At 64.6% G+C, this 20,157-nt stretch carries 11 protein-coding genes; 2 read left to right on the forward strand and 9 right to left on the reverse strand.

Going from position 1 to position 20,157, the window contains the following annotated elements; genetic code table 11:
* Positions 1 to 168: 168 nt before the first annotated feature.
* From JG747_RS24345 to hutI, 8 genes are all read right to left on the reverse strand, one after another.
* A complete protein-coding gene (locus JG747_RS24345; RefSeq protein ID WP_019857540.1) occupies positions 169 to 1,941 on the reverse strand; it encodes a glucan ABC transporter ATP-binding protein/ permease in 1,773 nt (590 codons plus the stop codon).
* Between the two features lie 370 nt (positions 1,942 to 2,311).
* Positions 2,312 to 10,903 (reverse strand): GH36-type glycosyl hydrolase domain-containing protein, encoded by an 8,592-nt coding sequence (locus JG747_RS24350; protein ID WP_202360216.1) that lies wholly within the window; start codon positions 10,901 to 10,903, stop codon positions 2,312 to 2,314.
* 288 nt (positions 10,904 to 11,191) lie between these two features.
* Positions 11,192 to 11,770: a HutD/Ves family protein gene (locus tag JG747_RS24355; protein ID WP_202360217.1), complete on the reverse strand. Its 579-nt coding sequence runs from the start codon at positions 11,768 to 11,770 to the stop codon at positions 11,192 to 11,194.
* Positions 11,771 to 11,774: 4 nt separating this feature from the next.
* On the reverse strand, positions 11,775 to 13,448 hold the full coding sequence (gene hutU / locus JG747_RS24360; RefSeq protein ID WP_019857537.1) for a urocanate hydratase: 1,674 nt from the start codon (positions 13,446 to 13,448) through the stop codon (positions 11,775 to 11,777).
* Entirely contained in the window at positions 13,445 to 13,819 is a 375-nt protein-coding gene (locus tag JG747_RS24365; protein WP_202360218.1) for a hypothetical protein, read from the reverse strand. Before JG747_RS24365 ends, hutU begins: the two co-directional genes overlap by 4 nt.
* A gap of 24 nt (positions 13,820 to 13,843) precedes the next feature.
* Positions 13,844 to 14,662, reverse strand: a complete 819-nt coding sequence (hutG, locus tag JG747_RS24370) for an N-formylglutamate deformylase (RefSeq protein WP_032921049.1) — start codon at positions 14,660 to 14,662, stop codon at positions 13,844 to 13,846.
* Positions 14,662 to 16,203 carry a histidine ammonia-lyase gene (gene hutH, locus JG747_RS24375; protein WP_019857534.1) on the reverse strand — a complete coding sequence of 514 codons (1,542 nt, stop codon included), beginning with the start codon at positions 16,201 to 16,203 and terminating at the stop codon, positions 14,662 to 14,664. Before hutH ends, hutG begins: the two co-directional genes overlap by 1 nt.
* Positions 16,200 to 17,429, reverse strand: a complete 1,230-nt coding sequence (hutI, locus tag JG747_RS24380; protein ID WP_167626450.1) for an imidazolonepropionase — start codon at positions 17,427 to 17,429, stop codon at positions 16,200 to 16,202. The genes hutH and hutI overlap by 4 nt, the downstream gene beginning before the upstream one ends.
* Before the next feature lie 97 nt (positions 17,430 to 17,526).
* Between hutI and JG747_RS24385 the strand changes: the two genes are divergently transcribed.
* Together JG747_RS24385 and hutC are read left to right on the forward strand one after the other, a co-directional pair.
* Positions 17,527 to 18,879: a formimidoylglutamate deiminase gene (locus JG747_RS24385; RefSeq protein ID WP_202360219.1), complete on the forward strand. Its 1,353-nt coding sequence runs from the start codon at positions 17,527 to 17,529 to the stop codon at positions 18,877 to 18,879.
* Positions 18,876 to 19,616, forward strand: coding sequence for a histidine utilization repressor (gene hutC, locus JG747_RS24390; RefSeq protein ID WP_202360220.1), 741 nt, complete (start codon positions 18,876 to 18,878; stop codon positions 19,614 to 19,616). The genes JG747_RS24385 and hutC overlap by 4 nt, the downstream gene beginning before the upstream one ends.
* Before the next feature lie 149 nt (positions 19,617 to 19,765).
* Here hutC and JG747_RS24395 read toward each other — a convergent pair whose 3' ends face one another.
* Complete coding sequence (locus JG747_RS24395; RefSeq protein ID WP_019857529.1) at positions 19,766 to 20,110, reverse strand: RidA family protein; 345 nt, start codon at positions 20,108 to 20,110, stop codon at positions 19,766 to 19,768.
* Between the last annotated feature and the right edge of the window lie 47 nt (positions 20,111 to 20,157).

Consider the following 20,157-nt stretch of genomic DNA (forward strand, 5'->3'; position numbering starts at 1 on the left):
CATTACATAGACCGACAGCGCGATCGGGGCAATCGAGCGGTGGTGTCGCAGGCTTGGTTACCCTCCCCCTTGTGGGAAGGGTCGCTGCGAAGCAGCGGGTTGGGGGCGGCGCTGCCCCCACCCGGATCTTCGGTCCGGCCTCCCCACGAGGGAGGTAAAAGATGATGCTTACGCGGCCTCGCCCTGCACGGAGCGGCTGAGGCGGCGGACTTCCTCGTCGTTGAGCAGGCCGCCGGCACGCAGCAGGCTGGCGAAGCGGCCGTTCCGCAGCGACAGCTCGGCGAAGCCACCCATTTCGACCACCCTGCCCTTGTCCATGAACACGACCAGATCGGCGTCGCGAACGGTGGTCAGGCGGTGGGCGATGATGAAGGTGGTGCGGTCGCGCCGCAATTCGTCGATCGCTTCCTTGACGCGGTCCTCAGTCTCGACGTCGAGCGCGCTGGTCGCCTCGTCGAGCACCAGGATCGGGGCGTCCTTCAATACCGCGCGAGCGATGGCGATGCGCTGGCGCTCGCCGCCGGAGAGCTGGCCGCCACGTTCGCCGACCACCGTGTCGTAGCCATTGCTCTTGGCCAGGATGAAGTCCTGCGCCGCAGCCGCGACGGCGGCGGCGTGAATCTCGTCGTTGCTGGCTTCGGCACGGCCGACGCGGATGTTGTCCTCGATCGAGCGGTTGAGCAGTCCGGCATCCTGGAACACCGTGGCGATCGAATGGCGCAGCGACTTGCGGGTCACGGTGCGGGTGTCGATGCCGTCGATCAGGATGCGGCCGCTCGACGGCGAGAAGACGCGCTGCAGCAAATTGATCAGCGTGGTCTTGCCGGCACCCGTCGGTCCGACGATGGCGACGGTCTGGCCGGCCTGAACCTCGAAGGACACATCGCTGACGCCCTGCCCCGAATTGGCGAATTCGAAGTTGACATCCTCGAAGCGGACATGGCCGGTGACATTGGTAAGGTCGCGCAGGCCATCCGGTTCGGCGGCATCGGCGGCCGAGTCCTCGAGCTTGTAGAACTCCTCGAGCTTGGCGCGAGCTTCCGAAATCTGGTTGGCGAAAGCCGACATCTGGTCGAGCCGCGAGATCAGCAGCGTGGCGAAGCCGGTGAAGGCGATGACATCACCGACGCGCAACTGGCCATGGGTCACCAGATAAGCGCCGATCAGAAGCACCACCATCATCGAGATGGTCGACGACAGACGATTGAGCGCATTGGCGATGGCCCACCAGTCGAGCACCGGGTTCTGGGCGTCGAGCAGGTTCTTGACATAGCGGCGCAGAGTCTCGGCCTCATGGCCAAGGCGGTTGTAGCTCTGGAGAACGGCGACGTTGCTCACGGAGTCCGTCACATGGGCGAACACCTTGTGGTAATGGCGCTCGACGGCTGCCTGGCCCGCCTTGGTGCGCTTCATCACCAGACGGCCGATGCCGACATAGAGCACGCCAAGCGCGAGCAGGACCATCGACATGCGGACATCCATGCTGAGCGCCGTCGGCACGAGAAGGACGAGCGCGACAGCCGTGGACAGATGCTGGCGCATGAATTCGAGCCATAGGCTGAACAGCGTCTCAACAGCACGCAGCAGCGTGTGCAGGGCGTTGGACGTGCCGCGCTGATGATGCCAGGCAAGCGGCATGGTGATGACGCGCTCGAAGGACTGGCACAGCACTTCGCTACGCCGGGCGTGAGCAAAGCGGTCGGCGCCGCGCGCAACCAGGACGAAAGCGATGACGTTGAAGGCGCCCAAACCGGCCCACACGGCAAGCGTGGAGAATACAGAGCCATGCGCGGAGATGGCATCGATCACCCGGCCAAACATGATCGGCTCCAGGATGGCGATAGCGGCAAGTGCGACATTGGCGCCGCAAATCAGCGCGACGCGCCTCTTGTCGGCGGCCAGATAGCCCAGCGCTCTCCAATAGATCTGCAGAAGTGACACTTCAGCTACTCCGCCAATTCTCTACTGTGCTCAATGCGGTATTGTGCACTGCACCATTGCTTGACACGTAACGGTTGACGCGTCGCAAAACAATGCCCGTCTATCGCTTCCGTTCCCATTTTGCGAACAAAAGATGACGACGATGCGAAATCTGACGTGATCACCTAACGGTTTGAGATAAAAGGTGAAATGCCAGCCTTGCGGCAAAATCATGGCAGTGGCCGAGCGCTGCCACATTTTTAATCACCGCAGGCTTGCATGAAGTGTCAGGCAATGCCTAGCGGATGCCGTCGCCGATCGCACGCAAGTAAACATTCGCGGCGTCGCGCGCCCCGAAGGACGCGCGACCTATTGACTTAAGGTATTGATTTTACGCCGGTATCTTTACCACGACCTCGGTCTTGGTACCAGCTTTGGGTTCGAAGGAGGCGGACTTTGTTTTCGAGCCGTCGACTTCAAGCGAGATCGTCTTGGTCTTTTTGTCGCGAACGACATGAACCTTGATCTCGGCGCCCAGCATCTTGAGCGAAGCCTGGTAGCCATCCCAATGGCTGGGCAGCTTCGGCCGGAACGTGATCTGCTTGCCGCGCCGTTCGATGCCGAGAATGCCTTCGACCGCCGCCCGGTAGAGCCAGCCCGCCGAGCCGGTGTACCAGGTCCAGCCGCCGCGCCCGCCCTTGTCGTCTCCGGCATAGATATCGGCCGCTACCACATAGGGTTCGACGCGGTATTGCTCGGCCGAGGCCTCGTCGGATGCGTGGTTGACCGGGTTCAGCATGGAGAAGCAGCGATAGGCCTCGTCCGTCTGCCCCATCTCGGCCAGCGCGATGACGAACCACGTCGCCGCATGCGTGTACTGGCCGCCATTCTCGCGCACACCAGGCGGATAGCTCTTGATGTAGCCGGGGTCCTTCTGCGTCTTCGAGAAGGGTGGCGTGAACAGTTTGACGATCTTGAGCTTGTCGTCGACGAGCAGGCTGGTCGCCTGCTGCATAGCCGTCGTCGACCGCGCCGGGTCGCCCTCGCCCGAAAGCACGCTCCACGACTGGGCGATGGAGTCGATCCTGCACTCTTCGGAGGTACGCGACCCCAAGGGCGTGCCGTCGTCAAAACTACCGCGCCGGTACCACTCGCCGTCCCATGCCGTGCTCTCAAGCGCCCGCTTGAGCGCCTCGGCATGCTTCGCCCAGGCCTGCGCGCGCTTGCTGTCGCCCTCGCTCTTGGCGACGAGGGCGAAGTCGCCTAGCGTCTTCAGCAGGAACCAGCCTAGCCACACGCTCTCGCCCTTGCCGTGCTCGCCGACACGGTTCATGCCGTCGTTCCAGTCGCCGCCAAGGATCAGCGGCAGGCCGGCAGGACTGCTGCGCTTGATGGCAAGGTCGAGCGCACGCGCGCAATGGTCGTAAAGCGACACCGTCTTCTTCGAGATTTCCGGGGTGAAGAAGGCATCGTGTTCGCCCTCGCCCAGCGCCTGCCCGTCGATGAAGGGCAGTTGCTCCTTGAGGATGGCGGCGTCGCCGGTCACACTGAGATAGCGCGCCGTGGCGTGGGCCAGCCAGACCACATCGTCGGAGATCATGGTACGCACGCCGGCTCCGGTGCGCGGCAGCCACCAATGCTGCACGTCGCCCTCCGGGAACTGCCGCCGCGCGGCGTTGAGGATCTGGTCGCGCGCCAGCGTCGGATCATGCGCCAGCAGCGCCAGCGTGTCCTGCAGCTGGTCGCGGAAGCCGAAAGCGCCGCTTGCCTGGTAGAAGGCCGAGCGGGCGCGGATACGGCAGGCAAGGCTCTGATAGGGCAGCCAGTGATTGACCATGGCATCGAGCGCCTTGTCTGGCGTCTCGACCTGGATGGTGTCGAGGAAACCGCGCCACTCGCGCTCATTGTCGGCCAGGCGCTGGTCGAAATCCTTGCCACGGTGCGCCTGCACCAGCGCGCTCGCCTGCGCGGGGGTGTCGGCATCGCCGAGCAGCCAGAGCAGCGTGACGTCGCCGCCGGCCGGGATCTCGACGTCGCGGGCGATCGCCGCGCAGGGGTCATCCCCGGCTTCGACACGGCCCGACAGGGCCGCGCCGGTCAGCACCGCCTGCGGCAGCTCGCTGGACCCGTGCCGGCCGAGGAATTCGGAGCGATCCGCCGTCACCGAATGAGCAGCGGCATCGGCGGCGAGGAAAGCCACCCGCTCGCTGAAATCGAGCCCATAGGGGTTTTGCGCCAGCAACGCGCCCGTCGCCCCGTCGCGGGACGGGACGATGGTGGCGGCCGTCCGCGACCGATGCCCGCCAAGCACCCATTCGGCGTAGGCATAGACGCGCAGCCGCGCCGGCACCGCGCCTGAATTCTGGATGCGCAGCCGCGTGATCTTCACCGGATCGACGGGGTCGACCACATGGGTCAGGTCCATCGACAAAGGCCCACGCTTCGAGCGGAAGGTGGAGAAGCCCTGGCCATGCCAGGCCTCGTAGGTCATCGAGGGATCGCGCACCACGGCGGCGATCGGCGAGAACGCCCTGCCGCTAGCCTGATCGTAGATATAGATGCCCTCTCCCGGCCGGTTCGAGACCGGATCGTTGGACCACGGCGTCAACTGGTAATCGCGGCTGTTGCGGCTCCAGGTGAAGGCAGCACCCTCGGCCGACGTATGGAAACCGAACGAGGCGTTGGAAACGACATTGATCCAGGGCTGCGGCGTGGTGCGCCGGCCAGCCAGACGCACCACATAGTGCCGTCCGTCGCCGTCGAAACCGCCAAAGCCGTTCCATTGGCTGAGGCCAGAGCCATCGGCGCTGACATCCGCCACTGACTGCGAGGCAAAGGCATGCGCCGCCGGGATTTCGCGCGGAGCCGGCAATCCGGTGGACGGCAGGCCGTCGCGCGCCTGCAAGGCAGCCGCCTCGGCCCGTTCGATCTGATCGAAGATGGTGCCGTTGCGCGTATGCAGCACCACCCGGGCGACGGCGAGCAGCGTCTTGTAGGTGGTCTCTTCCATCAGGTCGCGGCGCACCGCGAAAATGTGCTGGCGGGGACCGAGTTCCTTGCCGCGCAGACGGCTGTTTTCGCACAGCGTCTCGACCGCGCGCTGCAGGTCCTGGACATAGGACGAAGCCTGCTCGTTGACGACGACGAAGTCGATCATCATGCCGCGGGTGCGCATATATTCCTGGAAGCGCAGCGCCTGGGCGACGATTTCCAGATCGGCGACGTCGCCGATCCTGACCAGGAAGATCGGGAAATCGCCCGAGATGCTGGTCGGCCACAGGCTCGACTGTTTGCCCAGGCCCGAAGCGAGGGATTCGGCCGGCAAGCGCAGGAACGCGTCGGGGTATATCAGATAGCGCGCCAGTTTCTGCACATTGGCGGCATCGGTCAGGCTGAGGCCCATATGGCGGGTCTGCACCTGGCTGCGCGTCCAGGCAAGCATGGCCTGGCGGGCAAAGCTCTCCTGATGGTCGAGGCGGTTTATCGCTTCTTCCAGCTCGGTGCGGTTGGCCCCGACCACGGTCCAGAAGGTCAGCGATATCTTCTTGTTGGCGGGCACGCGCACCTGGCGGCGCAGCGAGGCGATGGGATCGAGCGTAAAGCCGGAATGGCCGCCGAGCCTGGCGCCCGGATCGAAAGCCGCGGCATCGACGATCGAGCGGCCACGGCCGATGAAGGCGCGCCTGTCGGTCTCGGCCTCGGCATCGCGCGCCGGTCCTGACGGATCGGTGACGAAATGCGCCAGCGTGATATCGGGCTCGCTGGTCTCGCGCTTGCGGCGCGTGGCGAAGATCGCTCCTTTATTGGCGGCGATTTCAGTCTCCACGAACATCTTGGAGAAGGCCGGATGCGCGTTATCGGAGGCCTCCAAACCCAGTACCAGTTCGGCAAAGGACGTCACCTCGATGAAACGATCGGACGTGCTTTCATTGTAGAGCGTGATACGACGGCCTTCGCCATTGCCTTCGGAAACGACGATGCATTCGACCTCGGAGCGCAATGTGCCGACCAGTTTGACGAAGCTCGCCTTGTCGTCGGAGAACAGGGTCTGCACCTTCTCCTCTGCCGCGCGCTTTGGCTCCGCCGTTGCCGACCACCAGTCGCCGGTGCTGACGTCACGCAGGAAGATGTAGGAACCGAGACGGTCCTCGACCGGGTCCGGTTGCCAGCGCGTAACGGAAAGATCGCCCCAGCGGCTGTAGCCGGAGCCGGTTGCCGTCACCATCACCGAATAACGGCCGTTCGACATCACATTGGTCGAGCGGAGCGACCGCAGCGGATCGAGCACGATGCGGGTGTCGGGGCTCTCGGTTTCGGTCTCGTCCTTGGCGCGCTCGTCCGCCTCGGTCCTGACGGTCGCGGTCGGGATGTCGCGCGGGGCCCTTTCCTGCAGCAGGAGTTCAGCCGATTCAATGACCGGGTCGCTGTGGAAACGGTCGCGCAGGCGACCCTCGAAGATCGCGTCGGCGACCGCCGCGATCGACATGCCCGAATGGTGCGCATAGTAGTTCAGCACGACCGCGTGGTTGGTCCCTTCAGGCACCCGCTGCGGCGTGAAATCGACCGCATCGTAAAAACCATGCGGGCCAAGCGCACCGATGTCGCGCAGACGCGCCAGATTGTGCACGGCTTCGCGCGGGTTGAACTGCGCCGCCAATATGGTGGCGTAGGGGGCTATCACCGTGTTCTGGCCAAGGCCGCGCTTCAGCCCAAGCCCGGGCACGCCGAAATTGGTGTACTGGTAGGTCAGTTCGCGGTCGCGGGCGTTGTAGGCCGCTTCCGAGATGCCCCAGGGCACGTTTTTCTGGCGACCGTACTGGATCTGACGCTTGATGATCAGCTTGCTGGTCTGGTTGAGGATCGAGCCCTGCGCCTCCTTCATCACCAGCGGCGGCATCAGATACTCGAACATCGAGCCCGACCAGGACATCAGCGCGCCCTGGAAGCCGATCTCGACGATCGGACGGCCGAGCCGGAACCAGTGCTCGGTCGGCAGGTCGCCCTTGGCGATGGCGAACAGGCTGGTCAGCCGCGCCTCGGAGGCGAGAAGGTCGTAGCAGCTTTCGTCGAGCTGGTGTTCTTCGACCCGGTAGCCGATCGACAGCAGCTTGCGTTCCGGCCGCATCAGGAAGGCGAATTCCATCTCGAAGGCGAAACGACGGGTGCGCTCGCGCAAGGTCAGAAGTTTGGCGCGCAGCGCTTCGACGGCGTTGTCGTCGCTATGGGCATCATGGACATGCGCCTCGCAAGTGGCTTCCAGCCTCGCCGCCCAGTCGACGATGACGTCGCTCTGGGCCGACGCCGCCTCGGTGTGGATGGCGGTGGCCAGCTTGCGGATCTCGCCCGCCAGCACGGCGAGGTTGATGGTGCGGATCGAGGCCATTTCCGGCTGCGCCTTGATCGTCTCGACGGCGCGCCGCATGCCGTCCAGGCGATCGACGAGGCGCTGGCGCAGAGGCCTGAGCTGACGGCGGTCGTCGGGCAATTCATCAAGGCTCTCGCTCAGGATGGTCACTGTGTCGAGAATGCCTTCGAAATCACCCTGCAGGTGAACGGACGGCGCTTCCGCCCATTCGGCACAGGCCGCCGCCACGGCCACCAGGTGGCCGGCGAGATTGCCACTGTCGACAGCCGAAATGTAGAGCGGGTACAGCGGCTTCAGCGTCGTAGTGTCGTACCAGTTGAAGAGATGGCCGCGGTGGCGCGGCATGCTCTCTATGGTCGTCATGGTCGCGTCGATGCGGGTGATGGCATCCGACAGGCTGATCCAGCCGAAATCGCGCGCCGAGACCACCGACAGGAGATAGACGCCGACATTGGTCGGCGACGTGCGCGGCGCCACGACCGGTGCCGGGCTTTCCTGGAAATTGTCCGGCGGCAGATTGTGATGCTCCGCCGTGACGAAGCTCTCGAAATAGTGCCAGGTGCGCCGCGCAATAGTGCGCAGCGTATGGATATCGGCCTGCGATATGCGCAGCCGGTCCTCGGTTTCGGCCGAGCGGCTGATCCAGCTGGCAATCGCCGGCGAGCCGATCCAGAACAGGGCGAAGAAGAAGGCGACGAAGGCGCCAGTGGAATCGGCCAGCACCGGAATGGCCAGGCCGACGAAACCGATGATCACGGCGCCGTACATCATGCCGTAATAGGAGCCGACATCGTTGTCGCCGGCCTTGTGCGCTTGGGAGGCGGTGCGCCATTCCAAAAGATTCTGGCGGCTGACGAACAACCGGTAGAGCGTGCGCACGATGGCGTCGCCCATCATCCAGGCATTGTGCGCCATCAGCACGATCTTCAGCGCCACCATGGCGGTGCCGAACGCGACGTCGCGCGCCAGCGCCGAGAAATGGCCGCGCGGCGTCTGGTCGCCGCTCTTGGGCAGGATGGCGTTGACGACATCGAAGGTCGGCGCCATGAACAGGCTGAGGATCAGCAAGGCCTGCCATTGCGCGGCCTGCGTGAAGGGCAGCAAGGTCCAGCCTGCGATCGCCGCCATCACCCAGAAGATCGGCGTCAGCGAGCGGCGCAGATTGTCGACCATCTTCCAGCGCGACAGGGCCGGAACGCCGGAGCGCGGATCGAGGATGAAGCCCAGAAGCTGCCAGTCGCCGCGTGCCCAGCGATGGTGACGCGAGGCGTCGACCGAGTAGCGGGTCGGATAGTCCTCGACCAGTTCGACGTCGGTGACCAGTGCAGCGCGCGCCAGCGCGCCTTCGAGCAGATCGTGGCTGAGGACGGTGTTTTCCTCGATGTGGCCTTGCAGGGCGGCCTCGAAGGCATCGACATGGTAGAGGCCCTTACCGGTGAAGGACCCGTCGCTGAAGACATCCTGATAGAGGTCGGAAACGGCGAAGACATAGGGGTCGAGGCCGCGATTGGCCGAGAACACACGCTGGAAGAACGAGGCCTCGTCGCCTGATGTCAGCGAAGCGGTGATGCGCGGCTGCAGGATCGTGTAACCGGCGGTGACGACGCGCCTGGCGGCGTCGAAATGCGGGCGGTTGAGCGGGTGGCAGAGCTTGCCGACGAGGCTCGCCACCGCGTCGCGGGTGGTGCGCGTGTCGGCGTCGAGCGTCATAACATGGACGACTTTTTCCGGCAGCGGCACGTCGAGCGGCAGGAAAGTCGTGTCGCTGTCGCCGCGCAGCAGAAGGTCAAGCTCATGCAGCTTGCCGCGCTTGCGCTCCCAGCCCATCCAGGCCCCTTGAGCCGCGTTGAAGAGGCGGCGACGGTGCAGGATGTAGAAGCGCGGCGCGCCTTCCGAGGGATAGCGGGCGTTGAGACGGGCGATCTCGGCGCGGGCATATTCGAGGATCTCGGTGTCGGCCGCATCGATCTCGATCTTGCTGTCGGGCCAGTCCGACAGCAGCGCGAAATGGATCTCGTCCACCAGATTGGCAAGGTAATGGACTTCGAGGTTGCGGATGTTTTCCTCGACATCGTCGCGCGAGCCGATCAGCGACGGCACAACCACCAGCGTGCGCGCCTCGGGCGGCACACCGTGCCTGTAATCGTAACCGATCAGGCGTGTCGGCTTGAGGAAGAGCGAGACCACCGTGTTGAAGAAGGCCAGCGCGCCCTCGCTCGCCGGCACGGCAAACAGTGCCAGCATCAGGACGATCGAGGTCACCGACAGGCCGAGATTGGCCAACGCATTGCCGGTGAGGACGAGAAGCAGGGCCGTCAGCGCGAAGACCGGCAGGACAATGCCCAACCATCCGGTCTTGGTGAACGTCCGCTTGACCGTCTGGCTGATGGTGGGCCGATAGCCGATCGCTTTTTCCAGCTCCAGACGGCGCGGACCGACGAGGAAGAAGCCGACATCGGTATGCGCGGACGGAGCCGGCGCGGAATCGTCGCCATCGCCGGCCGATACATGTTCGCCGGCGGCGTGTTCGCTAGCGGCCTGGCCGGCCAGTTCGATCGCCTTTTCGGCGACGCGGTATTCCGACAGGTTCGAGCGGCGGGCAAGTTCCTCGATCGCGGTGCGGTATTGGTCGCGCGAGAAGAAATCGAGCGCGGCAAAATCGGTGCGCTCGCGCAGCACTGTGTCGATGCGGCTGACGCCTTCGAACCACACCGTCCAGTCGACGTCGTTGATGAGGCGCAGGCCGCGGATGATGTTGCCGGTCGTCACATTGCCGCTGGACAGGGTGTGATGCTCGGAGATGATGATCTCCTCGGCATCGGAGCCGGTCTTTTCGAGCTCGCCTTCCAGCCATTCCAGGGCCTTGCCGGCATTCTGCGAACCATCGCGCAAGCGATAGAGAAGCTGCGTGGCAAAGGTGGTGTCCTGTGCGTGAGCGCTGAAATTGGCCAGGATCGCCTGGCGGTCGGCACTTTCGTCGGTCGCCAGCACCTTGTCGGCCACATCGTTGGCGATCTGGCGCATCTGGCGGGTGCGATTGACCCTGACGGCCAGCCGGCGGAGATTTTCGATAAGCACGAAGCGCAAAAGCGACGGCAGCGCCCAGAGTTCACCGATCTTCAGCGGCTCGACTGACTGAAAACCCTGGACGATGGACTTGAACATGGTCGCCGAGACGGAACTGTCCGAATGCGCCACATAGGTCCAGGCCAGCGCCAGCGCACGCGGCACGGTGCCGCCGTCAGGCAGTTTCAGCGTCGGCAGCTGACGATAGAAGCGGCGCGGCAGATCGCGCTTGACCTGGAAAATGGTCTCTTCGACCAGATAATTGTTGTCGAGCAGCCATTGCGCGGCCGGCGTGATCGTCTCACCCTTGGCCTGCGCCGCATTGGTCGAACGGTAGACTTCGAGGATCTTCTTGGCGCTGTCGCGGATGCGGGCCTGGAAATCAAATGGGATCAGGCCGAAAAGATCGGTGAGATCGCCTTTGGCCAGGCTTTCGCCAAGCAGCCGAAGGCGCTCCTCCGGCAGGAATGTCGACCTTATCGGCTCTTCCGTAATGGCCGGAAAGCTCGCGCTTGTCTTCTCGATCTGGGCAGGATTCGTCTGAATATTCATTGAAAATTCCGTAAGCGGGCACTCAGCGGCGTCACCGCCACGGCAATGGCCCTAAAACCGGTTCAAATGCAATTGGTTGCATCAACCCCTATGCCGAAAGTTTGTTTCCGCACCACGACAGAGCGTCATCTTTCGACCAAACTCAAAGACGAGCGCCCCTCGCTCACGTCGGGTTCGATCGGCGGAGAGGATTCGGGCTTTTTCGTGATGCCGGCAGGAGCTTACGCTATATTTCGCCGGCATTGCGATCATGTTTGGAAACAGGCGGTAACCGTTGGCGCGAAAGCATCAGGCGGCGGCGGTTATCCGGACCACGAACAGCGTCGTATCCCGCGCCGGCTCGACCTTCATGATGGGAGCATCCGGCCCGATCAGCAACGTGTCGAGCGGCCCGAGGCGAATTGACCCAGCCTCGGGGAAAACAGCTTCGCCCTTGTGACAAAGGATGAGGGTCGAACCGGCCCGCGTCGCGATGTCCACAGGCTGCGAAATCGCGAGCCGCTCGACCGAATGCAACGTGCGGCCGCGGCGCGTCATGACGTTGAGGTCGGTGATCGGGCCGGCGATCAACGAGGCGCTGGTCGGCAGGTCGGCTGGAAAGGAAAACGGCGCGGAAGTCGGCGTCAGCCGCACCGCTGGCTGATCGGCGACATCGAGCACGATGCCCTCGCCTTCCAGCACCGACAGCGTGCGGTCGATGCCGGCAAAGCTGGAGAACGGCCCGCTGCCCTCGACGCGGGCCATCGACACGCGCCAGTCGAACTCGTCAAGGCCGGCGCCGTCAGGCGAGACGGCGATCTCTGTCGTCGTGCCGCCGCCGTTCTTCCACGGCATGACGCGGTAGTCGGCGGCACGAAGAATGCACATGATTTCAGCCCAGAATGCCGGGCAGGTTGAGCTGGTGCTCCTTGGCGCACTCAATGGCGATGTCGTAGCCGGCATCGGCATGACGCATGACGCCGGTCGCCGGATCGTTCCACAGCACGCGCTCCAGGCGCCTGGCGGCATCCTGCGTACCGTCGGCGACGATGACCATGCCGGCATGCTGGGAAAAACCCATGCCGACGCCGCCGCCATGATGCAGCGACACCCAGGTGGCGCCCGACGCGGTGTTGAGCAATGCATTGAGCAGAGGCCAGTCGGAGACGGCATCGGAGCCGTCCTTCATCGCTTCCGTCTCGCGGTTCGGCGAGGCGACCGAGCCGGAATCGAGGTGATCGCGGCCGATGACGACCGGCGCCTTGAGTTCGCCCTTGGCGACCATCTCGTTGAAGGCGAGGCCAAGCCGGTGACGATCGCCGAGACCGACCCAGCAAATGCGCGCCGGCAGCCCCTGGAAGGCGATGCGCTCGCGCGCCATGTCCAACCAGTTGTGCAGATGGGTGTTGCCGGGCGTCAGTTCGCGCACCTTGGCGTCGGTCTTGTAGATATCCTCCGGATCGCCAGAGAGTGCGGCCCAACGGAACGGACCGATGCCGCGGCAGAACAGCGGCCGGATATAGGCCGGCACGAAGCCGGGGAAGGCAAAGGCATTCTCAAAACCTTCGTCCTTGGCGACCTGGCGGATGTTGTTGCCATAGTCGAGCGTTGGCACACCGGCGTTCCAGAAGGCTACCATCGCCTCGACATGTTCACGCATGGAAGCGCGAGCCGCCTTCTCGACCGCCTTCGGGTCGCTGACGCGCTTCTCGCGCCACTCGGCCATCGTCCAGCCTTTCGGCAGATAGCCGTTGATCGGGTCGTGGGCCGAGGTCTGGTCGGTGACCATATCGGGGCGGATGCCGCGCCTGAACATTTCGGGCACGATCTCGGCGGCATTGCCGAGCAGGCCGACCGACTTCGCCTCGCCGGCCTTGGTCCAGCGCTCGATCATTTCCATCGCTTCGTCGAGCGTCTCGGCTTTCTCGTCGACGTAGCGGGTGCGCAGGCGGAAATCGATCGAGTCCGGGTTGCATTCGATGGCCAGGCAGCAGGCGCCGGCCATGACGGCGGCAAGCGGCTGGGCGCCGCCCATGCCGCCGAGACCGCCGGTTAGGATCCATTTGCCCTTGAGATTGCCGCCATAGTGCTGGCGGCCCGCCTCGACGAAGGTCTCGTAAGTGCCCTGCACGATGCCTTGCGTGCCGATGTAGATCCACGAGCCGGCCGTCATCTGGCCGTACATCATCAGGCCTTTTCTATCGAGATCGTTGAATTTCTCCCAGGTCGCCCAGTGCGGCACGAGGTTGGAATTGGCGATCAGCACACGCGGCGCATCGGTGTGGGTGCGGAACACGCCGACCGGCTTGCCGGACTGCACCAGCAGCGTCTCGTCCTCGCCAAGCGTCTTCAGCGAGGCGACGATGCTGTCGAAATCGTTCCAGGTGCGTGCCGCCCGACCGATGCCGCCATAAACGACCAGCTCGTTGGGGTTCTCGGCGACATCGGGGTCGAGATTGTTCATCAGCATGCGCAGCGGCGCTTCGGTCGTCCAATAGCGGGCGTTGAGCTTGTCGCCGCGGGGGCTGCGCACTTCACGGATGTTGTGGCGAGGATTGTTCATCATTGTCCCTTTCGAATGAGATGCGCGGTGCTGCGGGAGCCGTCGGCGCTAATCCAGGTGATCCGCTCGTTGGCAGGATTGGAGGAATCGATCGTCATGGTGTAGCAGGCCCAAACATCAGAGGGCGGCCACAGCGAGCAGTACTGGTCACCCCGCACGTCCCAGCGGCCTATCTGGTGACTGTCGCCTCTGGCATAGCTTGTTGCGCCGCCGTCATCGAAGTCTTGGGACCAGCCGTCGCCCTGGACCTGCGCGCCCTTCAGATCGGCAAGGATTTCCGGCCCTTTCATCGCCACTTCGGCGGCGAATGCCGAAACGATTGCAGCTAGAACCAGCCCCCCCGCGAGAAGGAATCTCCTGACATGTCCGGTCACTGCGTTCCTCCGAGGAATTGCCGATCAGCCCTGCGCCCAGGCAATCGCGGTTTTCAGAATGTTCTCCAACGTTACGCGGATCGGCGCCGCAAATCCGGCTTCGTAAGGCACCGGCCAATTGTCAGGCGAGCCCTTCTCCTCGGGCTCGCGCATGTAGCCACGGTTGGAGAGCTCCATCTGCAGCGCGTGCACGCCGCTTTGTGGCTGGCCGAAATGGCGCGTGATCCAGCCGCCCTTGAAGCGACCATTGACGACCCATGTCTCGCCAGTTCCGACCAGGATTGCGGCGACCCTTTCCTGCAGGATGGGATCGGCGCTCTTGCCGTCGTTGGTGCCGAGGTTGAAGACCGGCAGCGTGCCTTCGAACAGACGCGGCAATACCGAACGGATCGAATGGCAATCGTAGAGGACGATGTTGTCATGCAGGCCACGCAAGCGGTCGATTTCGGCCTGCAAGGCAGCATGGTAAGGCACGAAGAATTTTTCGCGACGCTCGTCGACCTCCGACGGTCCCGGCTCCTCGCCCTCGCGGTAGAGCGGGTCACCGTCGAAGGTCTCGGTCGGGCACAGGCTGGTGGTCGCCTGGCCGGGGTAGAGCGAGGCGCCGGATGGGTCGCGATTGACATCGATGACGGTGCGCGAGATCGCGGTGTGGACGACCGTGGCGCCGAGGCTTCCGGCGAAGTCGTAGAGATTGTCGATCCACCAATCGCAATCGCGGCGGCCGAGCCAGGGCGACACCAGCCGGGGTTCGAGGCCGGCAAGGTCGATGCCAGTGTGCGGGATCGACACCAGCAGCGGTGCTGTGCCTCGGCTGACGGTAAGCCAGGGTGTGGCGGTCATCATGCCGCTCCCGCGATGGACGGCAGCGCCACCGCGCCGGCAGCCCTGACGGTCGCACCACTGCGCACCATGGCGATTGCCTTTTCCATGTCGGGGTGGAAGTGGCGGTCATTGTCGAGATGCGGCACTTCGGCCCGGACCAACTTGCGCACTGCCTCCAGCGCATCGCTCGACGCCAGCGGCTGGTGGAAGTCACAGCCTTGCGCGGCGGCCAGCAATTCGATGCCGATCACCGCCGTGGCATTCTCGACCATGCCGATCAGCCGGCGCGCACCGTGCGCGGCCATCGAGACGTGGTCTTCCTGGTTGGCCGAGGTCGGGATCGAATCGACGCTGGCCGGATAGGCCTTCTGCTTGTTTTCCGAAACGAGTGCGGCCGCCGTCACCTGCGGGATCATGAAGCCGGAGTTGAGGCCCGGCTTGGGCGTCAGGAAGGCCGGCATGCCTGACAGCGCCGGATCGACCAGCATGGCGACGCGGCGTTCCGACAGCGAGCCGATCTCGCAGACGGCCAGTGCGATCATGTCGGCGGCGAAAGCCACCGGCTCGGCGTGGAAATTGCCGCCGGAAAGGGCCGTGTCATCCTCGGCGAAGATCAGCGGATTGTCGGTGACGCCATTGGCCTCGGTGCCGAGCGTATCGGCCGCCTTGCGCAACACGTCGAGCGCGGCGCCCATCACCTGCGGCTGGCAGCGCAGGCAATAGGGATCCTGCACGCGCTCGTCGCCGACACGATGCGATTCACGGATGGCGCTGCCGGCCATCAGGTTGCGCAGTGCCTCCGCCGTCTCGATCTGGCCACGGTGCTTTCTCAGGAGATGAATGCGCGGGTCGAACGGCGCGTCGGACCCCTTGGCGGCATCGGTCGACAGCGCCCCAGCAACCAGCGCCGACTGGTAGAGCACTTCGGCGTCGAACAAAGCGGCGAGCGCATAGGCGGTGGAAAACTGCGTGCCGTTGAGCAGCGCCAGGCCTTCCTTGGCGCCCAATGTCACCGGCTCGAGGCCATGCGAGACGAAAGCGACCTTGGCCGGGAAACGACCATGCGGGGTAAAGCATTCGCCGACGCCGATCATCACCGCCGTCATGTGCGACAGCGGTGCAAGATCGCCGGACGCGCCAACGGAACCTTGCGCCGGCACCACCGGGATGACGTCGTTGGCGAGCATCGCTTCCAGCAAATCGATGGTTTCGGGTCGCACCCCGGACGCACCCTGCGCCAGGCTGGCAAGTTTCAACGCCATCATCAGCCGGGCAATTGCGACTGGCATCGGCTCACCGACGCCGGCGGCGTGCGACAGCACGATATTGCGCTGCAAGGTTTCGAGATCGCCGGCCGGGATGCGCACGCTGGCCAGTTTGCCGAAGCCGGTGTTGATGCCGTAGACCGGCTCGCCCTTGGCGACGATCCGGGCGACGGCCTCGGCGCTCGCCTTGATTTTTGGACGGCAGGCCTCATCCAGCTTCGGCACGGCGCCACGGTAGATGGCGCGCCAGTCGGCCAGCGTCGCATTGCCAGGCTTCAGGGTCAGTTCGGTCATTGTCCTCTCCAGATGCGGGCATGGAGCGGGTTGAAGCCCATGCGGTAAACGAGTTCGGCAGGGCGCTCGATGTCCCAAATCGCCAGGTCGGCGGATTTGCCGGCCTCCAGCGTGCCGGCGTTGTCGAGAAGGCCAAGTGCACGCGCGGCCTCGCGCGTGACGCCGGCAAGGCATTCATCGACGGTCAAGCCAAAAAGCGTCGCGGCCATATTCATGGTGAGCAACAGCGAGGTGAGCGGCGAGGTGCCGGGATTGCTGTCCGTCGCCACCGCCATCTTCACGCCATGACGGCGGAACAGGTCGACAGGCGGCTTCTTGGTTTCGCGGATGAAGTAATAGGCGCCGGGCAGGATGGTCGCCACCGTGCCGGCCTTCGCCATCGCGGCAGCGCCTGCCTCATCGGTGTATTCGAGATGATCCGCCGACAACGCGCCATAGCTGGCGGCAAGTGCTGCGCCGTGCAGATTCGAAAGCTGGTCGGCATGGAGTTTTACCGGCAGCCCGAGCGCTCTCGCCTTGTCGAAGACGCGCGCGATCTGCTCCGGCGAGAAGGCGATGCCCTCGCAAAAACCGTCGACGGCGTCGGCAAGTCTCTCAGCGGCGACGTCCGGCAGGATCGTGCCGGCGACGAGATCGATGAAGGCGTCCTTGTCGCCCTTGGCTTCGGGCGGCAGCGCATGCGCGGCGAGGCAGGTCGTGCGGATTGTGACGGGGCGCTCATTGGCCAGCCGACGGGCGGCACGCAACGACTTCTTCTCATTGTCGAGATCGAGGCCATAGCCCGATTTGACCTCGACCGTCGTGACACCCTCGGCCATCAGCGCATCGAGGCGCGGCAGCGTCTGGGCAACAAGGTCATCCTCGTTTGCCGCGCGCAGCGACTTGACCGAAGACACAATGCCGCCGCCGGCCCGGGCGACTTCCTCATAGGTGGCGCCGGCCAGCCGCATCTCGAATTCGTTGGCGCGGTTGCCCGCATAGACAAGATGCGTATGGCAGTCGATCAGGCCCGGCGTGATCCAGCGGCCGTCGCAATCGACCGTGTCCGCGCCCTGCCCCGCCGAAGCCGGCATCGAGGCCTCCGCGCCGGCATAAACAATGAGACCATCGCGCGCGGCGATCGCGCCTTTCTCGACAATGCCGAGGCCCGCCACACCGTCGGCCATGGTCGCGAGGCGCGCATTGCGCCAGACACGAAGGCCGCTCTTCCCGTTTGCTCCACCCATCATCTTTTCCATTTGAAAGGATGACGATTATGTATATACATATTGAAACGCGACGCAAGTGGTCTCGTCGCTTAGGCATGCAGATTTGGAGACGGACGTGACGGCGATCTTTGCGGAACAGGCGCTGCTGCCCGAGGGCTGGCAAGGCAATGTCAGGATCGCGCTCGATGATGGCCGCATCGCCTCAGTCGAGGCGGACACGGCACCGCAGGCCGGCGACGAGCGCCACACAATTGTCGTCCCCGGCATGCCCAACCTGCACAGCCACGCCTTCCAGCGCGGCATGGCCGGCCTGGCTGAGCTTCGCGGCCCCTCCGCCGACAGTTTCTGGAGCTGGCGCGAGGTGATGTACCGCTTCGCGCTGTCGATGACGCCCGATCAGGTCGAGGCGGTCGCCGCGCAGCTCTATGTCGAGATGCTGGAGGCCGGTTTTTCCCGCGTCGGCGAATTTCACTATCTGCACCACGACCGCGACGGAAACCCCTACGCCAATCTTGCCGAGATGGCCGAGCGCATCGCCGCCGCCGCCGGCGAAACCGGTATCGGCCTGACGCTGCTGCCGGTGTTTTACGCGCACTCCTCGTTCGGCGGAGCGGCTCCGAACGAAGGTCAAAGGCGATTCATCAACGATGTGAATCGGTTCTCCCGGCTTGTTGAGAAGTCTGGCGAATCGGTTCGCGCGTTGAATCAGGCTGTCGTCGGCGTCGCCCCGCACAGTCTGCGCGCCGCGGCGCCGGAGGAATTGACCCAAATTGCTGCTTTGGCGCCGAATGGGCCGGTCCACATCCACGTCGCCGAACAGGTGAAGGAGGTCGAGGACTGCCTCGCCTGGTCCGGCGCGCGCCCGGTCGAATTTCTGCTGGCCAATGCCGAGGTCGACCAGCGCTGGTGCCTGATCCACGCCACCCATATGACCGATGCCGAAACCATCGGCATGGCCAGGAGCGGCGCCATCGCCGGCCTTTGCCCGATCACCGAGGCCAATCTCGGCGACGGGACGTTTGCCGCGCCGCTCTTCAGGGAGCATGGCGGCCGCTTCGGTATCGGCTCCGATTCCAACGTGCTGATCGGCCTGCCCGACGAATTGCGCCAACTCGAATATTCGCAGCGCCTCGCCCACCGCGCCCGCAATGTGCTGGCGGTGGCCGGCGGCTCGACCGGGCGGGCACTGTTCGACGCAGCACTCGACGGCGGCAGCCAGGCGCTCGGCGCCGGTGCCTCGCAGATCGCCGCCGGCGCCGCGGCAGATCTCGTCTCGCTCGACGCCGGCCATCCTTCTCTGGCCGGCAAGGCAGGCGACGCCATCCTCGACGCCTGGATCTTCGCCAATGGCAGCACGATCGATTGCGTCTGGGTGCACGGCAAGAAGCAGGTCAGCGGCGGCAGGCATGCCAGGCGCGAAGCTATCGCCGAGCGTTTTCGCGCCGTGATGAGGGCGCTTTCGGCATGAGCACGGTCGAGACGGCGGATGCGGACAGCGGCGGTTCCCTGCACCAACGCATCCTGTCCGACATCAGCGAAAAGATCCTGTCGGGCGCCTGGGCGCCCGGACATCGCATTCCGTTCGAGCACGAACTGACGACCGAGTACAATTGCTCGCGCATGACGGTGAACAAGGCGCTGTCGCAGTTGGCCAAGGCCGGGCTGATCGAACGCCGCCGCCGCTCGGGCAGCTTCGTCCGCCGGCCGCAGTCGCAGGCAGCAGTGCTGGAACTTCACGACATCAGGATCGAGGTCGAGGCGCTTGGCCTGCCCTATCGCTACGAGCGGCTGGAACAGCTGAAGCGCCGCAGCAACGCGGCAGACAGGGCGCTGCTCGGGCTGCCCGCCGCAGGCTCGGTGCTATGGATCGAAGGCCTGCATTTTGCCGGCGAACGGCCCTTCGCACTCGAGCAGCGCCTGATCAATCTTTCCGCGGTTCCGGAAGCCGGGGATGAAGAGTTTCTGGAGATCGCCGCCGGCCCCTGGCTGATCGGCCGCGTACCCTGGAGCGAGGCCGAGCACCGCATCCGTGCCATGGCCGCCGATGAGGCTATCGCCGACGCGCTCGACATCGATCCGGGCGCGCCCTGCCTTGTGGTCGAGCGCCGCACCTGGAGCGCCGAACACCCGGTTACCCATGTGCGGTTTATCTATCCGGCGGAAAGCCATACGCTGGTGGCGAGATTCACGCCGTCGCAGGGGTGAGGCGTGTCCAGCCGACGGCTGGCGAAAAGCCAACGATCTGGCTTTTCGAACGCCGAACGCCCGGAGCCATAGCGAAGGGCAGTTGCGCAGTCCGGGACAAGACCCGATCTCCCCCTTGTGGGGGAGATTGGCAGTTTCAGCGCCGTGCCTTAAATCGCCGCCGTAACGATAATCTCGACCAGATATTCCGGGCCAGCCAACTTGGCTTCGCCGGTGGCGCGGGCGGGGGTGTGGCCCTGCGGCACCCACTTGTCCCATTCCGAATTCATCTCGGCGAAGGTACCCATGTCCGCCAGCCAGATGATCGCCTGAACGATCTTGGTCTTGTCGGTGCCGGCCTTGGCCAGCAATTCGTCGATGGCCGCCAGAATGTCGCGGGTCTGCGAGGCGACGTTGCCGCCGGGCTCGCCGACCTGGCCGGCCAGATAGACGGTGTTGCCGTGGATGACGATCTGACTCATGCGCGGGCCAACATCGATGCGACGAATGCTCATGGGAGGTTCCTTCCTGTTATGGGTGGCGACTGTTTAGAGTTGCGGTT

This window comes from Mesorhizobium sp. 131-3-5, from assembly GCF_016756575.1.
Classification (GTDB): Bacteria; Pseudomonadota; Alphaproteobacteria; order Rhizobiales; family Rhizobiaceae; genus Mesorhizobium; species Mesorhizobium jarvisii.

Bases quoted from the DNA above. Each gene is read 5' to 3' on its own strand.
- hutH (WP_019857534.1), bottom strand. From the start codon at position 16,203: ATGACCGAACTGACCCTGAAGCCTGGCAATGCGACGCTGGCCGACTGG.
- hutG (WP_032921049.1), bottom strand. From the start codon at position 14,662: ATGACCGCCACACCCTGGCTTACCGTCAGCCGAGGCACAGCACCGCTG.
- hutC (WP_202360220.1), top strand. From the start codon at position 18,876: ATGAGCACGGTCGAGACGGCGGATGCGGACAGCGGCGGTTCCCTGCAC.
- hutI (WP_167626450.1), bottom strand. From the start codon at position 17,429: ATGGGTGGAGCAAACGGGAAGAGCGGCCTTCGTGTCTGGCGCAATGCG.
- JG747_RS24395 (WP_019857529.1), bottom strand. From the start codon at position 20,110: ATGAGCATTCGTCGCATCGATGTTGGCCCGCGCATGAGTCAGATCGTC.
- hutU (WP_019857537.1), bottom strand. From the start codon at position 13,448: ATGATGAACAATCCTCGCCACAACATCCGTGAAGTGCGCAGCCCCCGC.
- JG747_RS24355 (WP_202360217.1), bottom strand. From the start codon at position 11,770: ATGTGCATTCTTCGTGCCGCCGACTACCGCGTCATGCCGTGGAAGAAC.
- JG747_RS24350 (WP_202360216.1), bottom strand. From the start codon at position 10,903: ATGAATATTCAGACGAATCCTGCCCAGATCGAGAAGACAAGCGCGAGC.